17 protein-coding genes and 1 other annotated feature (1 of these 18 cut by a window edge) are annotated in these 17,788 nt (G+C 44.6%); of the genes, 2 read left to right on the top strand and 15 right to left on the bottom strand.

The genetic code is table 11. The features are described 5' to 3' along the window. Nucleotides 1-78: 78 nt before the first annotated feature. The 11 genes from BW42_RS14410 to BW42_RS14365 form a co-directional block, all read right to left on the bottom strand. On the bottom strand, nt 79-1,770 hold the full coding sequence (locus BW42_RS14410) for a b(o/a)3-type cytochrome-c oxidase subunit 1 (protein WP_035412616.1): 1,692 nt from the start codon (nt 1,768-1,770) through the stop codon (nt 79-81). A gap of 1 nt (nt 1,771) precedes the next feature. Beyond that, nucleotides 1,772-2,242, bottom strand: coding sequence for a cytochrome c oxidase subunit II (locus BW42_RS14405; RefSeq protein ID WP_035412613.1), 471 nt, complete (start codon nt 2,240-2,242; stop codon nt 1,772-1,774). A 12-nt stretch (nt 2,243-2,254) separates the two neighbouring features. Then, nucleotides 2,255-2,368: a cytochrome C oxidase subunit II gene (locus BW42_RS16345; RefSeq protein ID WP_155960209.1), complete on the bottom strand. Its 114-nt coding sequence runs from the start codon at nt 2,366-2,368 to the stop codon at nt 2,255-2,257. Between the two features lie 233 nt (nt 2,369-2,601). Continuing rightward, nucleotides 2,602-3,315 carry a Crp/Fnr family transcriptional regulator gene (locus tag BW42_RS14400; protein WP_231496926.1) on the bottom strand — a complete coding sequence of 238 codons (714 nt, stop codon included), beginning with the start codon at nt 3,313-3,315 and terminating at the stop codon, nt 2,602-2,604. Nucleotides 3,316-3,472: 157 nt separating this feature from the next. After that, nucleotides 3,473-4,627 (bottom strand): CDP-glycerol glycerophosphotransferase family protein, encoded by a 1,155-nt coding sequence (locus BW42_RS14395; RefSeq protein ID WP_035412610.1) that lies wholly within the window; start codon nt 4,625-4,627, stop codon nt 3,473-3,475. A gap of 52 nt (nt 4,628-4,679) precedes the next feature. Next, nucleotides 4,680-5,069 carry a glycerol-3-phosphate cytidylyltransferase gene (gene tagD / locus BW42_RS14390; RefSeq protein WP_035412608.1) on the bottom strand — a complete coding sequence of 130 codons (390 nt, stop codon included), beginning with the start codon at nt 5,067-5,069 and terminating at the stop codon, nt 4,680-4,682. A gap of 16 nt (nt 5,070-5,085) precedes the next feature. Next, nucleotides 5,086-6,255: a CDP-glycerol glycerophosphotransferase family protein gene (locus tag BW42_RS14385; protein ID WP_035412772.1), complete on the bottom strand. Its 1,170-nt coding sequence runs from the start codon at nt 6,253-6,255 to the stop codon at nt 5,086-5,088. Nucleotides 6,256-6,317: 62 nt separating this feature from the next. Continuing rightward, a complete protein-coding gene (locus BW42_RS14380) occupies nt 6,318-7,700 on the bottom strand; it encodes an aldehyde dehydrogenase (protein ID WP_035412605.1) in 1,383 nt (460 codons plus the stop codon). Between the two features lie 100 nt (nt 7,701-7,800). Then, nucleotides 7,801-8,508, bottom strand: coding sequence for a purine-nucleoside phosphorylase (gene deoD, locus BW42_RS14375; protein WP_035412602.1), 708 nt, complete (start codon nt 8,506-8,508; stop codon nt 7,801-7,803). Nucleotides 8,509-8,532: 24 nt separating this feature from the next. Further along, the gene (locus BW42_RS14370) at nt 8,533-9,237 is read right to left on the bottom strand and encodes a helix-turn-helix domain-containing protein (protein WP_035412600.1); all 705 of its coding nucleotides are present in this window, start codon (nt 9,235-9,237) and stop codon (nt 8,533-8,535) included. Continuing rightward, complete coding sequence (locus BW42_RS14365; RefSeq protein ID WP_035412597.1) at nt 9,234-10,997, bottom strand: sensor histidine kinase; 1,764 nt, start codon at nt 10,995-10,997, stop codon at nt 9,234-9,236. The genes BW42_RS14370 and BW42_RS14365 overlap by 4 nt, the downstream gene beginning before the upstream one ends. Nucleotides 10,998-11,194: 197 nt before the next feature. Here BW42_RS14365 and BW42_RS14360 point away from each other — a divergent pair, with 197 nt between their 5' ends. Next, complete coding sequence (locus BW42_RS14360) at nt 11,195-12,484, top strand: NCS2 family permease (RefSeq protein WP_035412593.1); 1,290 nt, start codon at nt 11,195-11,197, stop codon at nt 12,482-12,484. Nucleotides 12,485-12,544: 60 nt separating this feature from the next. Here the strand turns inward: BW42_RS14360 and BW42_RS14355 are convergent, their stop codons facing one another. Beyond that, the gene (locus tag BW42_RS14355) at nt 12,545-13,825 is read right to left on the bottom strand and encodes an ABC transporter substrate-binding protein (RefSeq protein WP_035412590.1); all 1,281 of its coding nucleotides are present in this window, start codon (nt 13,823-13,825) and stop codon (nt 12,545-12,547) included. Between the two features lie 190 nt (nt 13,826-14,015). Between BW42_RS14355 and BW42_RS14350 the strand changes: the two genes are divergently transcribed. Further along, nucleotides 14,016-15,476, top strand: a complete 1,461-nt coding sequence (locus tag BW42_RS14350) for a potassium/proton antiporter (protein WP_035412588.1) — start codon at nt 14,016-14,018, stop codon at nt 15,474-15,476. A gap of 153 nt (nt 15,477-15,629) precedes the next feature. Here the strand turns inward: BW42_RS14350 and BW42_RS14345 are convergent, their stop codons facing one another. From BW42_RS14345 to asnA, 3 genes are all read right to left on the bottom strand, one after another. Next, a complete protein-coding gene (locus BW42_RS14345) occupies nt 15,630-16,265 on the bottom strand; it encodes a DedA family protein (RefSeq protein WP_052019167.1) in 636 nt (211 codons plus the stop codon). Between the two features lie 16 nt (nt 16,266-16,281). Further along, nucleotides 16,282-16,503: a hypothetical protein gene (locus tag BW42_RS14340; RefSeq protein WP_035412585.1), complete on the bottom strand. Its 222-nt coding sequence runs from the start codon at nt 16,501-16,503 to the stop codon at nt 16,282-16,284. Between the two features lie 171 nt (nt 16,504-16,674). Then, on the bottom strand, nt 16,675-17,649 hold the full coding sequence (gene asnA, locus BW42_RS14335) for an aspartate--ammonia ligase (RefSeq protein ID WP_035412582.1): 975 nt from the start codon (nt 17,647-17,649) through the stop codon (nt 16,675-16,677). Between the two features lie 66 nt (nt 17,650-17,715). Continuing rightward, nucleotides 17,716-17,788 (bottom strand) — a binding site (T-box leader); it runs 175 nt beyond the window's last position.

Genomic DNA, 17,788 nt, shown 5'->3' with positions numbered 1-17,788 from the left:
TTCTTTAAGCGCATGCCAAAAACCCCGAATCGTCTCTTAGTCAGAGACCGTTCGGGGTTTTGATGTTGTACGAAACGATTACCAAAGCTTCCATCCCGGAGCGCCTGGAGGGGCGTTTTCAATCATATGCCAAATCGGTACTGTGTACGCAAACGCAATCAAAGCGAACGTTACAAAAATCCATAGCTTCCAATTTTCAAAGAAGAGTGGCGTTGCCATCGCCTCTTCTTCCGTTTCAGCAATCGGAAATTCTTCCGTTCCTTTTGGTGTACGAAATGCAAGTTGGAACATCGCATACAAGAACAATAGAATCGAGATGAATAAAATCGTCCCACCAATTGCCATGGCGACATGATATGGAATCCAGTCAGCGACGATCGAATCTTTGAAGTAGGCGGCAGGACCCGTCCGTCGTGGATTACCGAGTAGACCTGAGATATGCATTGCTGTCGACATGAAGAGCATTCCGATTGTCCAGGCAGCCGTTTGAATAAGCCCAAGACGATTCATTGCCGCTGTTAACGTTCGACCACGTAAGAGCGGGACAAGCCAGTAAGCCGTTCCAAAGAACGTCAATGCCACAGCGGCACCGACCGTGATATGAAAGTGTCCTGTGACCCATAACGTATTGTGAACGATGATGTTTAGTTGATGGGATGCGTTGATGACACCACCTGCACCTGCAGGAATGAAGAACAACATCCCGATGAACGGTGCAAGAAAACGTACATCGCGATACGGCATTTTCTTCACCCAATCAAATACCCCGGTCGCCCCTTTCCGACGACCCGCCAACTCAAAAGTCGCAAACATCGAGAAGGCTGTCATCAATGATGGAATGATGACGAGGAACGTTAAGACGACTTGGACATACTTCCAAAAAGCAGAAATCCCCGGCTCTAACAATTGATGGTGAAAACCAACCGGGAACGAAAAGAGGAGGAACAATAAAAATGACATACGTGCTAACGCGTCAGAAAAAACCTTTCCACCAACGATTTTCGGGATGACTGTATACCAGACGATGTAGGCAGGTAACAACCAGAAATAGACGAGTGGATGACCAAAATACCAAAATAGCGTCCGGGATAGCTCGATTCCGACCTTATCCGTCCAACCAAGGGATAAGGGAAGGAGCTGAAAGAGAATCGTCGCTGCTACTCCGAGTGTCGCAACCACCCATAATAAGGCAGTCATAATACTCATGTATGCTTGAAGTGGTGGATGAACGCCAGGGTGTTCCCGTTTATAATCAGCATACATACGGAACATGGCACCAGAAGCAATCCACGTTCCGACGACGAAGATGACGAGTCCAATATAAAATACTGGATGTGCCTTGAGTGGTGCATAGAATGTATAGAGGACGGAAGCTTCTCCTGCAAGTACCATCCATGTGACGAGGATGACACCAAGGATCATGAACCAGAATCCAACCCACCCGAGACGTCGAGGAAAGTCTTCGAAACGTCCAAAGGATTGACCTAAAAATGAAAACAGTAATCCAAATATGAATAATGTCGTAAAAACGATCGCAAGCATTAACCCGTGGGCAGTGAGAAGCTCATAGTAGCCGACTCCAGCAATTTCTGGAATGACACCTGTCCGCACCATCGTTTGTAACAATCCACATAAACCACCAATCAATAAGGCAACGAGTGAAAAACTAACATGTGCGAAAGCGAGCTTCGCTTCCTTAATTCCGATGACGGTAGCAGGCAGACCACGCTCCATCTCGAACTGTCTTAATTTTTTTGAAATGGCATTCATCTTATTCCACCACCTTGATTTTGGTTGCCATCATATGATGACCCGATCCACAGTATTCATTACAGACGACCAAATACTCGCCAGCTTCCTTGAATGTATATTCAATGGAATTGATATGACCAGGAACGACCATCATATTGACATTCGTCTTGACAATTTCAAAGCCATGGACGACATCTTTTGATGTCACCAAAAAATCAACCGTTGCCCCTTTGGGAATGACCATATCTTTTGGTGTGAATTGGAACGCTTGTGCGACGATGATCGCTTCGTATCGGTCGTCATCGATTTTTTTTAGTCCTGGCTTGTCGAATGGTTTCGTTTGATCAACTTTCGTCGGATCAATCAATGTTGCATCGGATGGCGGTTGATTTCCGGATGCAAAAGCGGATACGCCGATGATGGTTAAAAAGACGCCAAGCATCACTGCTCCAAAAATCAGCCAGATTTTTTCTAGACGATGAATATGCATTGTGACTCCCCCTTACCGTGATAAGAATAATAGAAAGATTGAGCTCCACATCCCAATGATGATACCTGCTACGATCAGGACGGCAATAAATGTTCCTTTGAGGTTTGATTCTGATTTTTGGTCCATGGTGATTACTCCTCTCCTGCTTTGAACTTGTCTTTATTGTAAGAATTCAGCAAGTTCGGAAACTGTGATATATATCACTTCAAATGTGAAGAATCCGCACTTTTCTTTCTAAAAACACACAAAAAGTTCACATCTGAACAAGAGAAGGAGGCACGACTCATCTACAAAAAAAAACAATCCATACATGAGACAGAAAATTCTGCTTCACGTTTGAATTGTTTGTACACTATCTATTAAATTCGACAAACACCTGCTGGGCATCCTTCACAATGACACAGATCACGCAGATATTGTGCATCATGAATGATGATTTCTTTTGGCGTCATCGAAATGACACCTTCTTTTTTCCACTGGGAGAACATCCGATTGACCGTTTCACGCGGTGCGCCAATCAATTGACCAAACTCCCCATCGGATGGACGTTTTGCAAGACGGTAGGTTTCTCCTACTTGTTCCCCTTCCATCGCGATGAGACGAAGTAACGTCGAAGCTAACGCACCCGGTTTTCCGAACAATAGCAAGTCGCGCAATTTAGTCTCCGTCTGTTTCCGCATCAATGTTTGCCACCGCATGATCTCAAGCGCAAAAGTACCATCCTTTCTCATGAGTTCCTCTAATTTTTCTTTTGAGAGGAAACCGATGATACTATCCTCCATCGTCTCGATACTGTATGAACTCGGAAAAGCTTCTCCTACATCAAATTCACCAAATAGATCCCCTTTGAAATATAAGAACATGAGTAATGGACTGCCTTTTTTCGTCAACTTCGATAGTTTGACGCCTCCTTGTTTCACATAAAACAACTTGTCGTTCATTTCCCCTTCCCAACAGACGATGGAATCCTTTTTGAACGTCGTTTCCGTCATGAAGCTCTCTAGTAACGTTCTTGTCTCAGGTGATAAGATGAATGTATTCGCTTCAGTCGTTCCACAAGTCAGCATATCCATTTCTCCTCTCCTTTTCTTCTGCTTTTAGTATAGAACATCACAGTTCAAAAGAATGGATTTTCAAAAGATTGTCAAACTTTGTTCAATATTTCACATTAGTTTTGAAAAAGTATCTGACGACCGCTTTCTAAAACTAAAGCAATCGTCAGATATAGTATTACATACCTGTTCCGTAATAATGATGAACGATTCGTTCAACTGCTTGACCTGGTGGGTGATCATACCAACTTGTTTGGAATTCTTGCATGTGCTGACGGCACTCTTCAAGTATCGCGTCAGACACGATCCACTCCATCAATTGCGCCATCTGCTCCGTCTGTCGCACCGGTAATGGTTTTGGATACTGATCGACAAGTCCTGGTAGTTGTCGATATGTATCGATGTCCGGTGTGTATAAGAACGTTGGAACCTCAAGAAGACAGCTTTCAAATGGAATCGACGAATAGTCGGTCACCAGAACATCCGTGATGAGCAAATAATCATTGATCTGATACGTGTCATCCACAAGATGTATATGGGCGGAACGATAGGTCGAAAGCGCTCGGATCGTCGGATGTAACTTAACAAGAATCGTCCAGCCTGTTTTAGCCAGTTGTTCAAATTGTTGAATCGTGTGATCTTCCGTTCCTTTATATTCGCGGTAAGTCGGGGCATACAATAGAATCCGGCGGTCGGGTTTTACATAACGTTCTTTTAAATCAAGCGCCCGATGTTCCCGCTGAACCTCATCATACCAATAATCCGTCCGCGGCATGCCGAACGGTTTAAAATGAGATCGTTTTAAATCATGCGGTGCCATGAATTGTGTCGCACAACGCATCCCCGGCACGATGAAATCACCATATTCCTGATAGACACGTCGGAACCGATTTCGTATCCGTTCCGATACGAACAGGCTTTTCGAAGAAGTTAGTCCAAACTGCTTTAACGTTCCGCCGGCATGCCATAGCTGGATACGTCGTGTTCCACGTCGCGTTTTAGCAACACTGAATTCCGCAACATAATTATCGACGAAAACCGTCCGGGAGGTCGCAAGTAAATATGCGAGTCTGACGAACCGTAATCGACGAAAGCGAAGCATTCGGTCTGACTTCCATAAATCTGGCTGCTTCATGAAATGGTGATCATATACAAGATACCGTTTCTCATTTGGCAATTCCTGCGCCAAGCGATCATTAACAGGTTTTGCGTTATCCCCGTATGTCATCCAAAATAAAGTGACGGGGCGAAGCGGTAACAACCGAAAGACACCATAACAAATACGAAACAACAATAAATAGACCCATACGATTCCTTCTCTAACCACTTTCATCCTGCCCTTCTACGAAGAAAGACCGCACGTCGTCGTGTGGTCTCCTCTTCAATCACTTCGAAGCTAATTCCGTTTTAATCTGACTCGTAGAAATACCCTCAGTTCGGCTAAGGTAAACGACTTCACAATGCTCTTTTAAGAAATCGAACTCGCCTTTCCAATCATCACCCATGACGAAGAGGTCGACGTTATGCTTCTTCACATCTTCTACTTTTTGATCCCAGCTGTTTTCCGGAATGACTTCATCCACATAACGGATGGCTTCAAGAATCATCTTTCGATTCTCGAAATTATGGTAGGACTGCTTATGTTTCAAACGGTTGAATTCGTCCGTTGAAATCGCAACGATAAGATAGTCTCCCATCGCTTTTGCGCGTTTTAAGATGTTGATATGACCCCAGTGTAATAAATCAAATGTTCCGTACGTAATAACCTTCTTCATGATTCTGCTCTCCCTTTTATCCGTGAATTCTCTTTATGATCGTCTTCATCGCCCGTTCTGAAGCCTGTCCATCATCCCATTGACAATACGTCTCTTGGAACGCTCGAAATGCTGACGCATACCGTGTGTGCCAATCATCTAACTGGTTCAGCTCTTCAAACAGTGCTGTTTCAGTCGACAACAATGGTCCCGGTGCCTCCTGCTCAAAATCGAAGTAAAATCCACGCAACTGATCTCGATAATGTTCTAAATCATACGTATAGAATAAAATCGGACGAGATAAGTGCGCAAAATCAAACATGACAGAAGAATAATCCGTGATCAAGGCGTCCGACGCCAGATAGAGCTCCGCGATATCCGGGTAGTCCGATGTATTTCGAACGGATGGATAAGCAGTGACGTCGAGACGACTTCCGACTAAATAGTGCATTCGGACAAGCAGAACGTATTCATCCCCAAATCGCTTTTCAAATTCATTTAGCGAAAAAGGTAGCTCAAATGAATATTTCCCTTGACCTTCGAATGCATTATCTCGCCAAGTTGGTGCATACAACAAGACTTTTTTTGAATGATCAATATCATAGTGGCGATATACTGCTTCTTTGATTTTAGCATGTCGCGCCTCTTGATAAAATATATCATTTCGAGGATACCCAATTTCTAGCATCTCACCTTCAAATGCAAATGCCCGTCTAAATATTGAACTGGAATAGGTATTGGGTGAAACTAAGCTAGACCATTTTGCTGCTTCCTGCTTAAATCCTTGTTTATATCGTTCGGTTGTCGTATTCGCCATTTGGACATCATCCATATCAAGCGCTAGTTTCTTGAGCGGTGTGCCATGCCAAGTTTGGAGATAAAACGTTTTTTCCGGTTTGATCAACCAACCCGGTAACCGACTGTTTGATACCCAGACCCGTGACGTCGCAAGTAAATAAATCCAGCGGAACGTCAACCGATCTACTGTCTTGACATTTGGTGGAAATGCAACACCTCGTTGCTTGCTGAAAATCAACTCACACTCCGGATGCATCGCGCGCATCAATTCGTAAATGGCACGCGGACTGTCACTATATTGTTTTCCGAGAAAACTCTCGAAAAGAATTCGCTTACGTTTTTGTGGCAACCATGTAAAGACTCTCATGACGGTACGAAGACCGCGTTCAATCAAGCCTGTTCGTTTCATCCACTGTTTTACTTGATCTTTCAAGTGAAGAGCTCCTTCTTAAGTCAATTAATCACAGCTCATCATAACAAAAAGCGCATCCATTTGGAATTGCTATTTGTTCGCATGTAGCGGAACGGTAAATCAAATGCCGTCGTATTTTTGACGATTCCTTTCCGATGACTGAACGTCTCGAAACTATATTTGCCATGATATCCACCCATTCCACTCGCTCCGACTCCACCAAATGGTAAGTGGTGCTGTGCGACATGCATCAATGTGTCATTGACGCATCCACCACCAAACGAAATTCGCTCAAGGACGCGATGCTCGATGGCTTTATTCTCTGTGAATAGATAAAGCGCAAGCGGCTTATCACGATCATTGACGAATGTAATAACTTCTTCGATTTCACGGTATGTTAACACCGGTAGGATCGGTCCGAAGATTTCGTCTTGCATCAATGGAGCATCCGTTACTACACCAGTCATGACGGTCGGCGCCATCTTGCGTGTTTCCGGATCCACTTGTCCACCGAATTCGATCGTTCCTTGCGTTAAATAATTGCTTAAACGATTCAAATGATCGTCCGATACGATTTTAACGTATGAAGAGACGCCTACGCCGTTTCCGTACTGTTTAAAGGCTTCTTCTTCTATCAGTTGTAAGAAGCGTTCTTTGACGTCTTCATGAATCAATACATAATCCGGAGCGATACATGTCTGTCCCGCATTCAACCATTTTCCCCATGCGATCCGCTTCGCTGCTAGACGAAGGTCTGCATCCTTGTGCACGATCGTCGGAGATTTTCCACCTAGTTCAAGCGTGACAGGCGTCAGGTGCTTCGCCGCAGCCTGATGTACGATTTTTCCGACGCGTGTGGAACCCGTAAAGAAGATATAGTCAAAACGCTCGTTTAATAAGGCACTGCTGACTTCAGCATCCCCTTCTATGACGATTCCGAATCGTTCATGGAATGCCGTTTCAAAGACTTCTCGTAATACGCGAGAGACATTCGGTGTCAACTCGGATGGTTTAAGGACGACCGTATTCCCGGCTGCAATCGCACCAATGACAGGAGCAAGTGCGAGCTGGAAGGGATAGTTCCATGGTGCAATCACAAGCACATTGCCATAAGGTTCGTATTGGATTTCACTTTTCGACCCGATATGCAGAAGCGGTGTTGTGACACGTTTTGGTCTTGCCAGTCGACGGAGTTGTCTCTCCATCCGTTGAATCTCTCCGTAAACGAATCCGATTTCCGTCGTGAACGCATCATGCTGTCCTTTATTGAGATCTTGTTTTAATGCCTCATAAATCGCCGCTTCATGTGTTTCGATTGCTTGGCGTAAGAACGTTAACATACTTAAGCGGAAGGCTAGACTGCGTGTTGCCCCTGTCCGGAAAAAGTGCCGTTGTAATTGCAAGCGTTCTGAAAGAACTGTCTCTGTCATCGTTGTTTCCATCCGAGAATCTCTCCTTTAACTGGTCTATAACACTGCCTTCATCTTACCATATCTCTTTTTCGATATGAAAAAAGACGGAGAGGATTCTCCGTCTTGCTCTTTATAATTGAATCGCTGTCTCGAGCGCGACTTTCATCATGTCGTTGAATGTCGTTTGACGCTCTTCCGATGTCGTTTCTTCCCCTGTCAACAGATGATCCGAAATCGTCAAAATCGTCAATGCATTTACCTTATGTTTCGCAGCGAGCGTATACAGTCCTGCTGCTTCCATCTCGATTGCGAGGCATCCGAAATCTGCCCATTTTTTGAAATGATGAAAATCATCTTGATAGAACTGATCCGTCGTGAAGATTTGACCGACTTTTGCATCGATGCCTTGTTCTTTTGCGGCTGTATAGGCTTTATGCAACAGATCAAAAGACGCTGTCGGCGCGTAGTCTAATCCGTTAAAACGAGCGCGGTTTTGTGCCATGTCATGTGAAGCACTCATTGCGATAACGACATCGCGGACTTTAACGTCTGGAGTAATGCCACCAGCAGTACCGACACGAATCAAGTTTTTCGCACCATACGACTGAACGAGTTCGTTCGCATAGATTGACATCGATGGTACACCCATACCTGTTCCTTGAACAGAAACTTTTTTACCCTTATAAGTACCTGTAAAACCATACATTCCTCGAACTTCATTGTAGAGAACAACATCCTCTAAAAACGTTTCGGCGATGTATTTAGCCCGTAGCGGATCTCCTGGAAGTAAGACCGTTTCGGCGATTTGTCCTTCAGCTGCGTTAATGTGTACACTCATGTACGATTCCTCCTCGATAGTCGTTTAAATCGACAACAATTCACGAAACTCGTTCGGTGTGACACCGAATTGTTTTTTGAACACTTTCCGAAAATACTTATCGTCCTGATATCCGACTTCAAGCGCAATTTCATAAATACGCGCTTCCGTCTCGCTCAACAATTCCTTCGCCCGATTCAAACGAATTGTTTGAATGTAATCAGATAAGTTAACAGAAAAACGCTGTTTGAAGCGCCGTGATATATACTCTCGGCTCAAGTAAAACCGTTCGCTCATGAATTGTAGTGTCAATTCTTCCGCATAATGCGTTTCGATGTATTTTGCGATTTGATCAATCGCTTCCCCTGATTCCACTACCGGATGGATACATTCCATCGCGCGGGACAAGGCATCATTGAGTACATCTGGATCAACTGGCTTCAATAAATAATCAAAGGATTGATGCAAAATGGCACGCCGCATATACGTATAATCATCATACCCTGTCAGCACGATCGTGACGACCTTTGGATGATGATTTTTTGTCCATTCCAGTAACGTTAATCCGTCCAGTCCAGGCATTTCGACGTCGGTCAGCATTAAATCGATCGTTCCGGTATCCAGTAAACGTTTTGCCTCTTCCCCATGTTCCGCCTCGTATAGGTTTGAAACACGCCATCTGTCCCATTCTCCGAGCAGTTTGACCGCTTCTCGTACATGTCGTTCATCATCTACGATCAATACGTTCATGCCAAATCCCCCTTTTCATATGGAATCCGAATCACGATTTTGAATCCTCCCTCCGTCACTGGAGAAGAGAGGGTCATACTTGCTTCCTCCCCGTAAAATATCAAGAGACGTTCGTAGATATTGTGGAGACCGATCCCGCTCGTCTCGAGATCCTCTGGACTACGATGCATACGCATTTTTCGATCAATTTCTTCAAGTCGTCCTGTTTCAAGGACGGCACCGCTATTCTCGATTTGAATGATGAGACGTCCACCATCCGTCCGTACTTTGTAGGCAAGATAGTTTTCTGTCGCCGCTAATTGTTGACGGAAGCCGTGTTTGAAATAGTTTTCAGCAAACGGTTGTAAGATCATCTTTGGTACTTCAATGTCATTGAGGTGCCAAGGGACGTCGACGATATAACGGAATCGCTCAGGAAAACGTTGCTGTTGCAGACGGATGTATGCTTGAAGATGATCGACTTCTTGTTTTAACGTTACGATCGTTTGTTCATTGTTCATCGAGTAACGCATCATTTGCGATAATCCGGTGATGGAGCGGTACGCGATCTTCCGGTCCCCTTGTAACGTCGTCGTTCCGATCGATTGCAAGGCGTTGAATAAAAAGTGAGGATTGAGTTGAGATTGTAAGGCTCGAAGCTCATTCGTCCGATTTTCGAGCGCCAATCGATATTCCCGTTTAATCAAACGATCGATCCGTTGAATCATGCGTTGGAACTGACGATTGAGTAATCCAATCTCATCATTCGTCGTGGCAACGAACGGTGCCGATAAATCACCCTGTTCGACTCGCCAGACGTTTGCCGTCAACTGTTTAATCGGTTTCGTGATTTGCATGGCAACCAGACTCGCGGCAATAATCATGACGATAAGAGAAGCGAGACCAATCAGTACGAGAATCAATGCCGTCTCGTTTGCCCCTTGGATGACGGATGCATAAGGAATCCGTTTGATCAGTGTCAACGGGATTCCGTTCGTCATCGTTTTCGAGTAGACGATGAACGATTTTCCGACACGTAGACTTCCACTCTGTCCAGTGAATTGGTCGGTAGGTAGGTCCATCTTTGCTCCAGTCTGTGCCAGAACACGTTGATCGGTCATCAGCCACAGCGACTCATCCGGATCATTCTCGAACAATTTTAATTGCTGTTCAAATACCCGAACCGGAATATCGACTGAGAGGAACCCAAGCGGCTCATCCGTCTCGACACGATCAATCCGATAACGAAAACTGACGACTTGTTTCTCATCGAGAATCATCGTATGCACATTGTACGGTTCGATCGGGTGAGCTCCGTCAATCAACCAACTGTTTTTTTGTTTCATTAATCGAAAATAATCCGTTTCTTGCATCCAATCAAATGTTCCTCGACTCGTCGTTTTCATATTGTAAACCGAATACTCTGAATAGCCATTCAAGATGACGAAATGTAACTGCTCAATATCCTGTCGGGATAAAAATAGACCTAACATCGCCCGCGAGACGACTCCATCGGATTCGTCTAGTTCCTGATCCGCTCCGACACGCATGATGTTCATCAACGAGCGATTCGCATATAAACTCGTTGATAGACGTCGAATATCCTCTATATAATGAGTCACCTGTGTATTTCCCCGAGTCAACACGTTCAGGCTAGAATGTTCTGCCTGTTCGATGTTCTGGTGTCGTACATAAAGATAGGAAATCGAAGTCGCGAGGGCTGTCGGAATTAAGATCGCTAAGACAACGAGACGAATCAAACGTGTCCGGATACTTTTCATAAAAGGCGCCCCCATCCTTTTTCTTGTAATCAATCGTATCATAACCTTGAATTCGCTTACATCATTTCCTGATATTCTCTTTCAGGATTGCAATAATAAATTATTTTTTCTTTCGACTTGATTCCGAATGAATTTTACTATAATATCATCAATGTTCGTCTTTTAATCAATTTGTTATGAAGGTGGTTCTTTTATCCATGTTTAAACTTGCCGCACACCAAACAACCGTAAAACGTGAAATTCAAGCCGGATTTGTAACGTTTATTACGATGGCATACATTTTGCTCGTCAATCCGACGATTTTAGCAGATGCCGGTATCCCTCAAGCCCAAGCTTTTTCTGCGACGATCATCGCTACATTGATCGGTACACTTTTAATGGGGTTCTATGCGAATCTACCGATCGCAGTCGCACCCGGAATGGGACTCAACGCGTACTTCACATATACACTTGTCGTCGGTGAAAAAATTCCATATCAAACAGCACTTTCAGTCGTGTTCGTCGCTGGTGTCATCTTCTTATTGTTGTCACTCTCGCCGATCCGTACGAAACTGATCGAAATCATTCCGATGACCTTAAAGCTTGCCATCACGGGTGGAATCGGTCTCTTCATCGCTTCACTTGGTCTCAAGATGTCAGGAATTCTCATTGGTAGTGAAGATACACTGGTCACGATTGGTGCCTTGACGTCACCAGAAGCGCTGATCACACTCATCGGGTTATTAGTTGCTGCGATCTTGACGATCAAACGGGTACCAGGAGCTATCCTTTACGCCATGATCCTTTCTGGTGTGATCGCATTTTTGACAGGTGAATTAAAGTTCTCAGATTCCTTCGTCGCGTTACCAACGTTACCGGAAGGATTGATCATCACTAATCCTTTCAACGCCATTCAGGACGTATTTCAGTACGGGCTATTCAGCGGCGTCCTCTCCTTCGTGCTCGTAACGATGTTTGACACGACAGGTACGATGGTCGCTGTCGGTGAACAAGCTGGATTGATTGAAGAAGATGGATCATTGAAAAATAGTGAACGCGCACTATTATCTGATTCGACTGCGATGGTTGCCGGTTCCTTGTTCGGAACAAGTCCAACAACTGCTTATGTAGAATCTGCAGCAGGTGTTGCTGCGGGTGGTCGGACTGGACTCACGTCCGTGACGGTCGGGATACTCTTCGCATTATCTGCCATCTTTGGACCGTTCGTTCAATCGATTTCAAGTGTTCCCGCGATTACCGCACCCGCGTTGATTCTAGTCGGTGCCTTTATGATTCAAAACATCAAACAGATTCCATGGGATGATTTCAGTGAAGCTTTCACAGCTTTCCTTGTCATCTTGATCATGCCGTTATCCGGTAGCATCGCAACCGGTATCGCATTCGGCTTCATCGTTTATCCGATCATGAAAGCCATCCAAAAAGAGCGCGTCCATCCACTCATCTATGTATTTGCGCTTCTCTTCTTCATCCAATTATTTTTCCTATAATAAAAAAACATGCCTGTTCCGTCAGTTGATCGGAACAGGCATGTTTTTTTGAATCACTTCTTATTTCTTCATTTTGTCCCATGTTTTCGTGAAATCTTGTAGCATCTCGTCAGCTGTTTTTTGCTTACCGACGTATGCCTGCATGATCGCACCAAACTCGTTTACTGCACCATCCGGATACTTGAACCAGTTCCATGAGATCGTTTTACCAGCTTTCGAGTACGCTTGGATATCATCTGCAAGCGGTCCTAAATCTTTTGCTTCGATTGATTTGAAGGCCGGAATAAACTTGAATTTGTTGACCATGTAGTCTTTTCCTGTATCAGATGTCGCCATCCACTCGAGGAATTTTTTCGCTTCTGCTTTATTCTTCGAGTTTTTATTGACGACCCAGTTATTTGGTACGCCAACAGGGAGACGATCCATTTTTTCTTTATCGTCATTGATTGGCATCGGGATGAAGCCCATATTGATATCCGGATTCACATCTGTGATCAATTGCTGTGCCCAGTTCCCTTGTTGAATCATCGCTGTCTTACCTTCAGCGAACTGAGAAACTTGTGTGTTGTAATCCGTCGTTAACGGATTTTTATTCCCGTACTTAATCGTCAAATCAAACAGATTCATGAATTCCTTGAACTGTTTGTTATCTTCGAATTTAGCTTTTCCAGCATTCAAGTCCGCGATGAACTGATCTGGATCATCCTGCTGTGCGACCGGAATGTTCATTAGGTGGTTTCCAAGAATCCACCACTCTCCATATCCGATCGAAAACGGCGTCACACCATCTGCTTTCAACTTTTTAGATGCATCCGTTAATTCCGTTAATGTTTTTGGAAGCTCTGTGATGCCTGCTTTTTTGAAGATATCTTTGTTGTAGATGAAGCCGTATCCTTCAAGGTTCATCGGCATGCCGTATAACTTTCCATCAATCGTCATCGGCTCTTTTGATAGGTCCGTTAGATCACCGACCCATTTTTCGTCTGACAAATCTTCTAATTTATCCTGCCATGTTTTTGCTTCCGTAAAGCCACCGTTGTTAAAGACATCCGGTTCATTCCCAGAGGCAAACTGCGACTTCAAGGCAGCACCATAATCCGATCCACCACCAACTGTTTGTACGACGACTTTCGTCCCCGTCTCCTTCTCATACGCTTTTGCCATTTTTTCCATGTCTTTTGCGATTTCAGCCTTGAATTGGAATACGTTGAGCGTCTTACCATCTTTTGAACCACTATCTTTCGAGTCATCGCTATTCAATGTACCGCCACCACATGCTGCCAAAGCGACGACCATCGCCGTTGTGACGACAGGTAATGCTGCCCATCTTCTTTTACGCATTCGGATTCCCTCCCTGATTTCGTTTCATTTACGTGCTACACCTTCACAATAAATGAAAACGCTTGCAATGAAGAGAGAGAAAGTTGTCCGGTGTGGTGGAAAATATTGAACAATCATTATCCGAGTCTTTTCATCGGGATTGTTGTATCATGAAACTAGAAGATTCTTTATTGAATAGGAGCTTGATGCCATGTCCTTACAATTCACGATTTTATTGATTGGTATACTATTGTTCGCCGCTGTGTGGACGACGAAGTTATCAAGTCGTCTGAATATTCCTGCTCTATTGATTTTTATCGCTCTTGGTATGATTGCCGGAAGTGATATTACGGGTTTCATTCGCTTTGACGATGCGGAACTTGCCCAGCTTCTTGGAACTGTCGCTCTGATCATCATTCTGTTTGAAGGTGGTCTGCAAACAGCGTGGAAAGAAGTGCGACACGAGCTCGCACCTTCGCTTTCTCTTGCAACGTTCGGAGTCTTCATTGCTACTTCCATCGTTGCAGTTGCCTCCCATTACATTCTTGGCTTCAGTTGGGCGAATGCCTTTTTACTTGGCGCAATCGTAGGATCGACGGATGCTGCTGCCATCTTTTCTGTCTTAAGTGGACAACCGATCCGACGTAAGGTAGGGTCAACACTCGAAGTTGAATCTGGAACGAATGACCCCATGGCTGTCTTTTTGACCGTCTTATTCCTTGAATTCGTGACGAATCCTGAAGAAGCATCACTCTTGATGGGACTCGGTTCACTCGTTTGGGAAATGTCGATGGGGCTTTTAATCGGTCTATTCATTGGATGGACAGCTTCAACCTTGATCAATCGGATTGACTTATCTTCCTCGAGCTTTTATCCGATTTTACTCATGTCGTTTGCTTTCTTGTCTTTCGGGTTAGCTGATACATTTCATGCTAGTGGATTTCTCGCCGTTTATGTGACAGCAATCTATATCAGTAATCATGAACTCGTCTACCGTCAGACGCTCGTCCGCTTTACGATGAGTATGGCACACCTAGCTCAAATCGGAATGTTCATTGTTCTCGGGTTGCTCGTCTTCCCGAAACAATTGCTCGATATCCGGGTTATCCTGTCTTCCGTTGCCCTTGCGTTGATTTTGATTTTCATTGCTCGACCGCTGTCCGTTTGGATTAGCTTATTGCCGTTTCGTTATTCGTGGCAAGAGAAGGTCTTTATTTCTTTTGCTGGTCTAAAAGGAGCGGTACCGATCATTCTTGCGACATACCCACTCGTTGCCGACATCGAGAATGCATCGATGATTTTCAATATCGTGTTCTTTACAGTTCTACTATCGACACTGATTCAAGGGAGTATGTTGACATTCCTTTCCGAACGGTTACGTCTCAACGAGACACAGACTTCTGCTATCCATACGGTCATTGAGTTCATGTCGATCGGTAAACCGAACGCAGAAATCATTGAATTGACGTTACCGATGTCCCATCCGTTCATCGGAACGACGATTTCAGAAATCGATCTACCGCAAGAGTTTTTGATTACCGCCATCATTCGCGATGATCATATCATTACTCCCCGTGGCGACACTGCTCTTGAAGGCAATGATCAACTGTTACTGCTGACGCCTAAACATCGTATTAAGTCGCTGAAGCGATTCTTGTTTCCTCCTGCTTGAATCCCGGGCTTACTCAAAAAAAGAAGGACTCGTCTTTTCACGCCCTTTCCTGTAGGTGTCGCGTGTGACGAGTCCTTTTTTTATGAGATAAGGGTGGCAGATCATCATTCTGCCACCCTTATCTTTGTAGAGACTGACTTTTTGTCGACCCCTTCATTTATTCTGTTGCTTCGTTTTTACGTCTTGCGTCTGTCCGTGTTGTTTCGCTTTAGAGCGACGATACAGGATGTACCCGCCGAGGATTACGACGATTCCGCCTAAAATCCACCATAACTCCTGCTCTAGCCCTTTAAGCATTGACTCCGCTCGCTTTACTCCGAATCGCTCCCCGACCCAGATGTAAAAGAAAGAGACCGGAAATAATCCAATACTTGAAGCGAGTAGATAGCGCTTGAATGAAAGACCAAACAGACCACAGGGAATCGAGACGACTGAACGAACGACAGGGAAGAATCGTCCAAATAACGCGGACCATGTTCCATACCTTCCGACGATTCGCTCACCCTGCTCAATTTCTTTTTCTTTGATCAGTAACCATTTTCCGTATCGTATAAGGATTGGACGACCTGCGTAACGCCCTAAGAGATAAAAGACTGTCGCCCCCATCAAACTCCCTAGAAAGCCGACGAGAACAGCAATTGTCCAACTGACTGTTCCGTTCGATACATATAAACCGAGTAGCGGTAATCCGACTTCTGCTGGAATCAATTCTGTTCCAAGACCAATGATCATGATTCCTAAAAACAGCCAGAGATTAGATTCTCCGGCCGAAAATAACCATTCCAACATACGAGTAACCCTCCGTTCATCCTCTCGCTGGACGGAGGAGATAATAAATGATGACGACTAGAGTTGTCCAGACACCTGTGAAAATTCCGATGACCCCGACAATGAAAAAGCCGAGTGCAACGATTGAGCCTGTCCGTTTATAATCCCGCCACATTGTCCGTAAACCTTTAATGTTGAACCAAAGAAACGCAATGAACAAAATGGGGATGAGTATTCCGACGATTAATAGAGAAGACATGCTTTCACCTCTTTCTTATTTATTGTTATCCCCATTCTATCAAGAATTGACACGCTTTTCCTCCGCCTGAGGTCTTATGACCTTTAAAAAAAGAGCACACTTCCGAATGGAAGTGTGCTCTTCGTTACTTAAAATATCATTCCTTTGACGCTTTCTTACTATATATATATGTTAGAGCAAGTGAATACCTTCAGCTTGAAGACTTTTACGAGTCTCTTCCGACCAGACAGAAGCTTGGACTTCGCCGATATGACGTTTCTTCAATAAGAACATCGCCATACGTGATTGACCAATCCCTCCACCCATCGTTAACGGCAGACGCTCTTCGAGCACACCTTGATGGAACGGGAAAGCCAATTTATCCTCTTCTTGAGCGATGGACGTCTGTTTTAATAGCGCTTCACGGTCAACACGAATTCCCATTGAAGACAATTCAAATGCTCCGATTTCTGGGTGATGTACTAAGATGTCACCGTTGAGTGTCCAATCGTCGTAATCTGCCGCTCGACCATCATGCTTCTCTCCCGAAGCAAGCGCGCCACCAATCTGCATCAAGAAAACAGCACCGTATGCCTTCGTGACCTCTGTTTCACGTTCTTTTGTTGAAAGCGTTGGATAGGCATCCTCTAGTTCCTGTGTTGTCATGAAATGAATCGTTTCCGGTAAGATCGCTGAAATGCCATACTCTGCTTCCACTTCTTGCTCGACTTGACGAATCGTTGCATAAATCGCTTGTACCGTTTCTTTTAGATAGGCACTCGTCCGTTGTTCTTTCGTAATGACCCGTTCCCAATCCCACTGGTCGACGTGGATGGAATGTGTCGCATCAAGTATCTCATCACGACGAATCGCATGCATCAATGTGTATAATCCTTCTCCAGCTTCGAATCCGTATGTGTGAAGCGCTTGACGTTTCCATTTCGCAAGGGATTGGACGATTTCAAGATCTGTCGTGTGATCTAGTGCATCAAAGCGGATGATGCGCTCTACGCCGTTGAGATGGTCGTTGACGCCGAGTGTGCTCTCTACGAACAATGGTGCTTCAACACGTGTTAATCCGAGTGTCGTCGAAAAGCGTTCCTCAAAGCGTTTCTTTACGAGTGTGATTGCTTCCTGTGTGTGTTTCATCGATACGAGTGTTGTCATGGTGATGTTCCTCCTCAATTGTGTTTTGAAAAAGAAGCCATAAAAAAGAGCCCTTCTTTCCCAAGAATATGGGACGAAAGACTCGGTTCCGCGGTACCACCCATGTTAGCAACGATGTTGCTCACTCAAAAGACGAATC

Source organism: Exiguobacterium sp. RIT341, assembly GCF_000632205.1.
Classification (GTDB): Bacteria; Bacillota; Bacilli; order Exiguobacteriales; family Exiguobacteriaceae; genus Exiguobacterium_A.
This window is presented reverse-complemented; position numbering and strand designations above follow the sequence as displayed.

Excerpts from the sequence above, each read along its gene's own strand:
- BW42_RS14410 (WP_035412616.1), bottom strand. The coding sequence starts at position 1,770 with ATGAATGCCATTTCAAAAAAATTAAGACAGTTCGAGATGGAGCGTGGT.
- BW42_RS14405 (WP_035412613.1), bottom strand. The coding sequence starts at position 2,242 with ATGCATATTCATCGTCTAGAAAAAATCTGGCTGATTTTTGGAGCAGTG.
- BW42_RS16345 (WP_155960209.1), bottom strand. The coding sequence starts at position 2,368 with ATGGACCAAAAATCAGAATCAAACCTCAAAGGAACATTTATTGCCGTC.
- BW42_RS14400 (WP_231496926.1), bottom strand. The coding sequence starts at position 3,315 with ATGGATATGCTGACTTGTGGAACGACTGAAGCGAATACATTCATCTTA.
- BW42_RS14395 (WP_035412610.1), bottom strand. The coding sequence starts at position 4,627 with ATGAAAGTGGTTAGAGAAGGAATCGTATGGGTCTATTTATTGTTGTTT.
- tagD (WP_035412608.1), bottom strand. The coding sequence starts at position 5,069 with ATGAAGAAGGTTATTACGTACGGAACATTTGATTTATTACACTGGGGT.
- BW42_RS14385 (WP_035412772.1), bottom strand. The coding sequence starts at position 6,255 with ATGAAACGAACAGGCTTGATTGAACGCGGTCTTCGTACCGTCATGAGA.
- BW42_RS14380 (WP_035412605.1), bottom strand. The coding sequence starts at position 7,700 with ATGGAAACAACGATGACAGAGACAGTTCTTTCAGAACGCTTGCAATTA.
- deoD (WP_035412602.1), bottom strand. The coding sequence starts at position 8,508 with ATGAGTGTACACATTAACGCAGCTGAAGGACAAATCGCCGAAACGGTC.
- BW42_RS14370 (WP_035412600.1), bottom strand. The coding sequence starts at position 9,237 with ATGAACGTATTGATCGTAGATGATGAACGACATGTACGAGAAGCGGTC.
- BW42_RS14365 (WP_035412597.1), bottom strand. The coding sequence starts at position 10,997 with ATGAAAAGTATCCGGACACGTTTGATTCGTCTCGTTGTCTTAGCGATC.
- BW42_RS14360 (WP_035412593.1), top strand. The coding sequence starts at position 11,195 with ATGTTTAAACTTGCCGCACACCAAACAACCGTAAAACGTGAAATTCAA.
- BW42_RS14355 (WP_035412590.1), bottom strand. The coding sequence starts at position 13,825 with ATGCGTAAAAGAAGATGGGCAGCATTACCTGTCGTCACAACGGCGATG.
- BW42_RS14350 (WP_035412588.1), top strand. The coding sequence starts at position 14,016 with ATGTCCTTACAATTCACGATTTTATTGATTGGTATACTATTGTTCGCC.
- BW42_RS14345 (WP_052019167.1), bottom strand. The coding sequence starts at position 16,265 with ATGTTGGAATGGTTATTTTCGGCCGGAGAATCTAATCTCTGGCTGTTT.
- BW42_RS14340 (WP_035412585.1), bottom strand. The coding sequence starts at position 16,503 with ATGTCTTCTCTATTAATCGTCGGAATACTCATCCCCATTTTGTTCATT.
- asnA (WP_035412582.1), bottom strand. The coding sequence starts at position 17,649 with ATGACAACACTCGTATCGATGAAACACACACAGGAAGCAATCACACTC.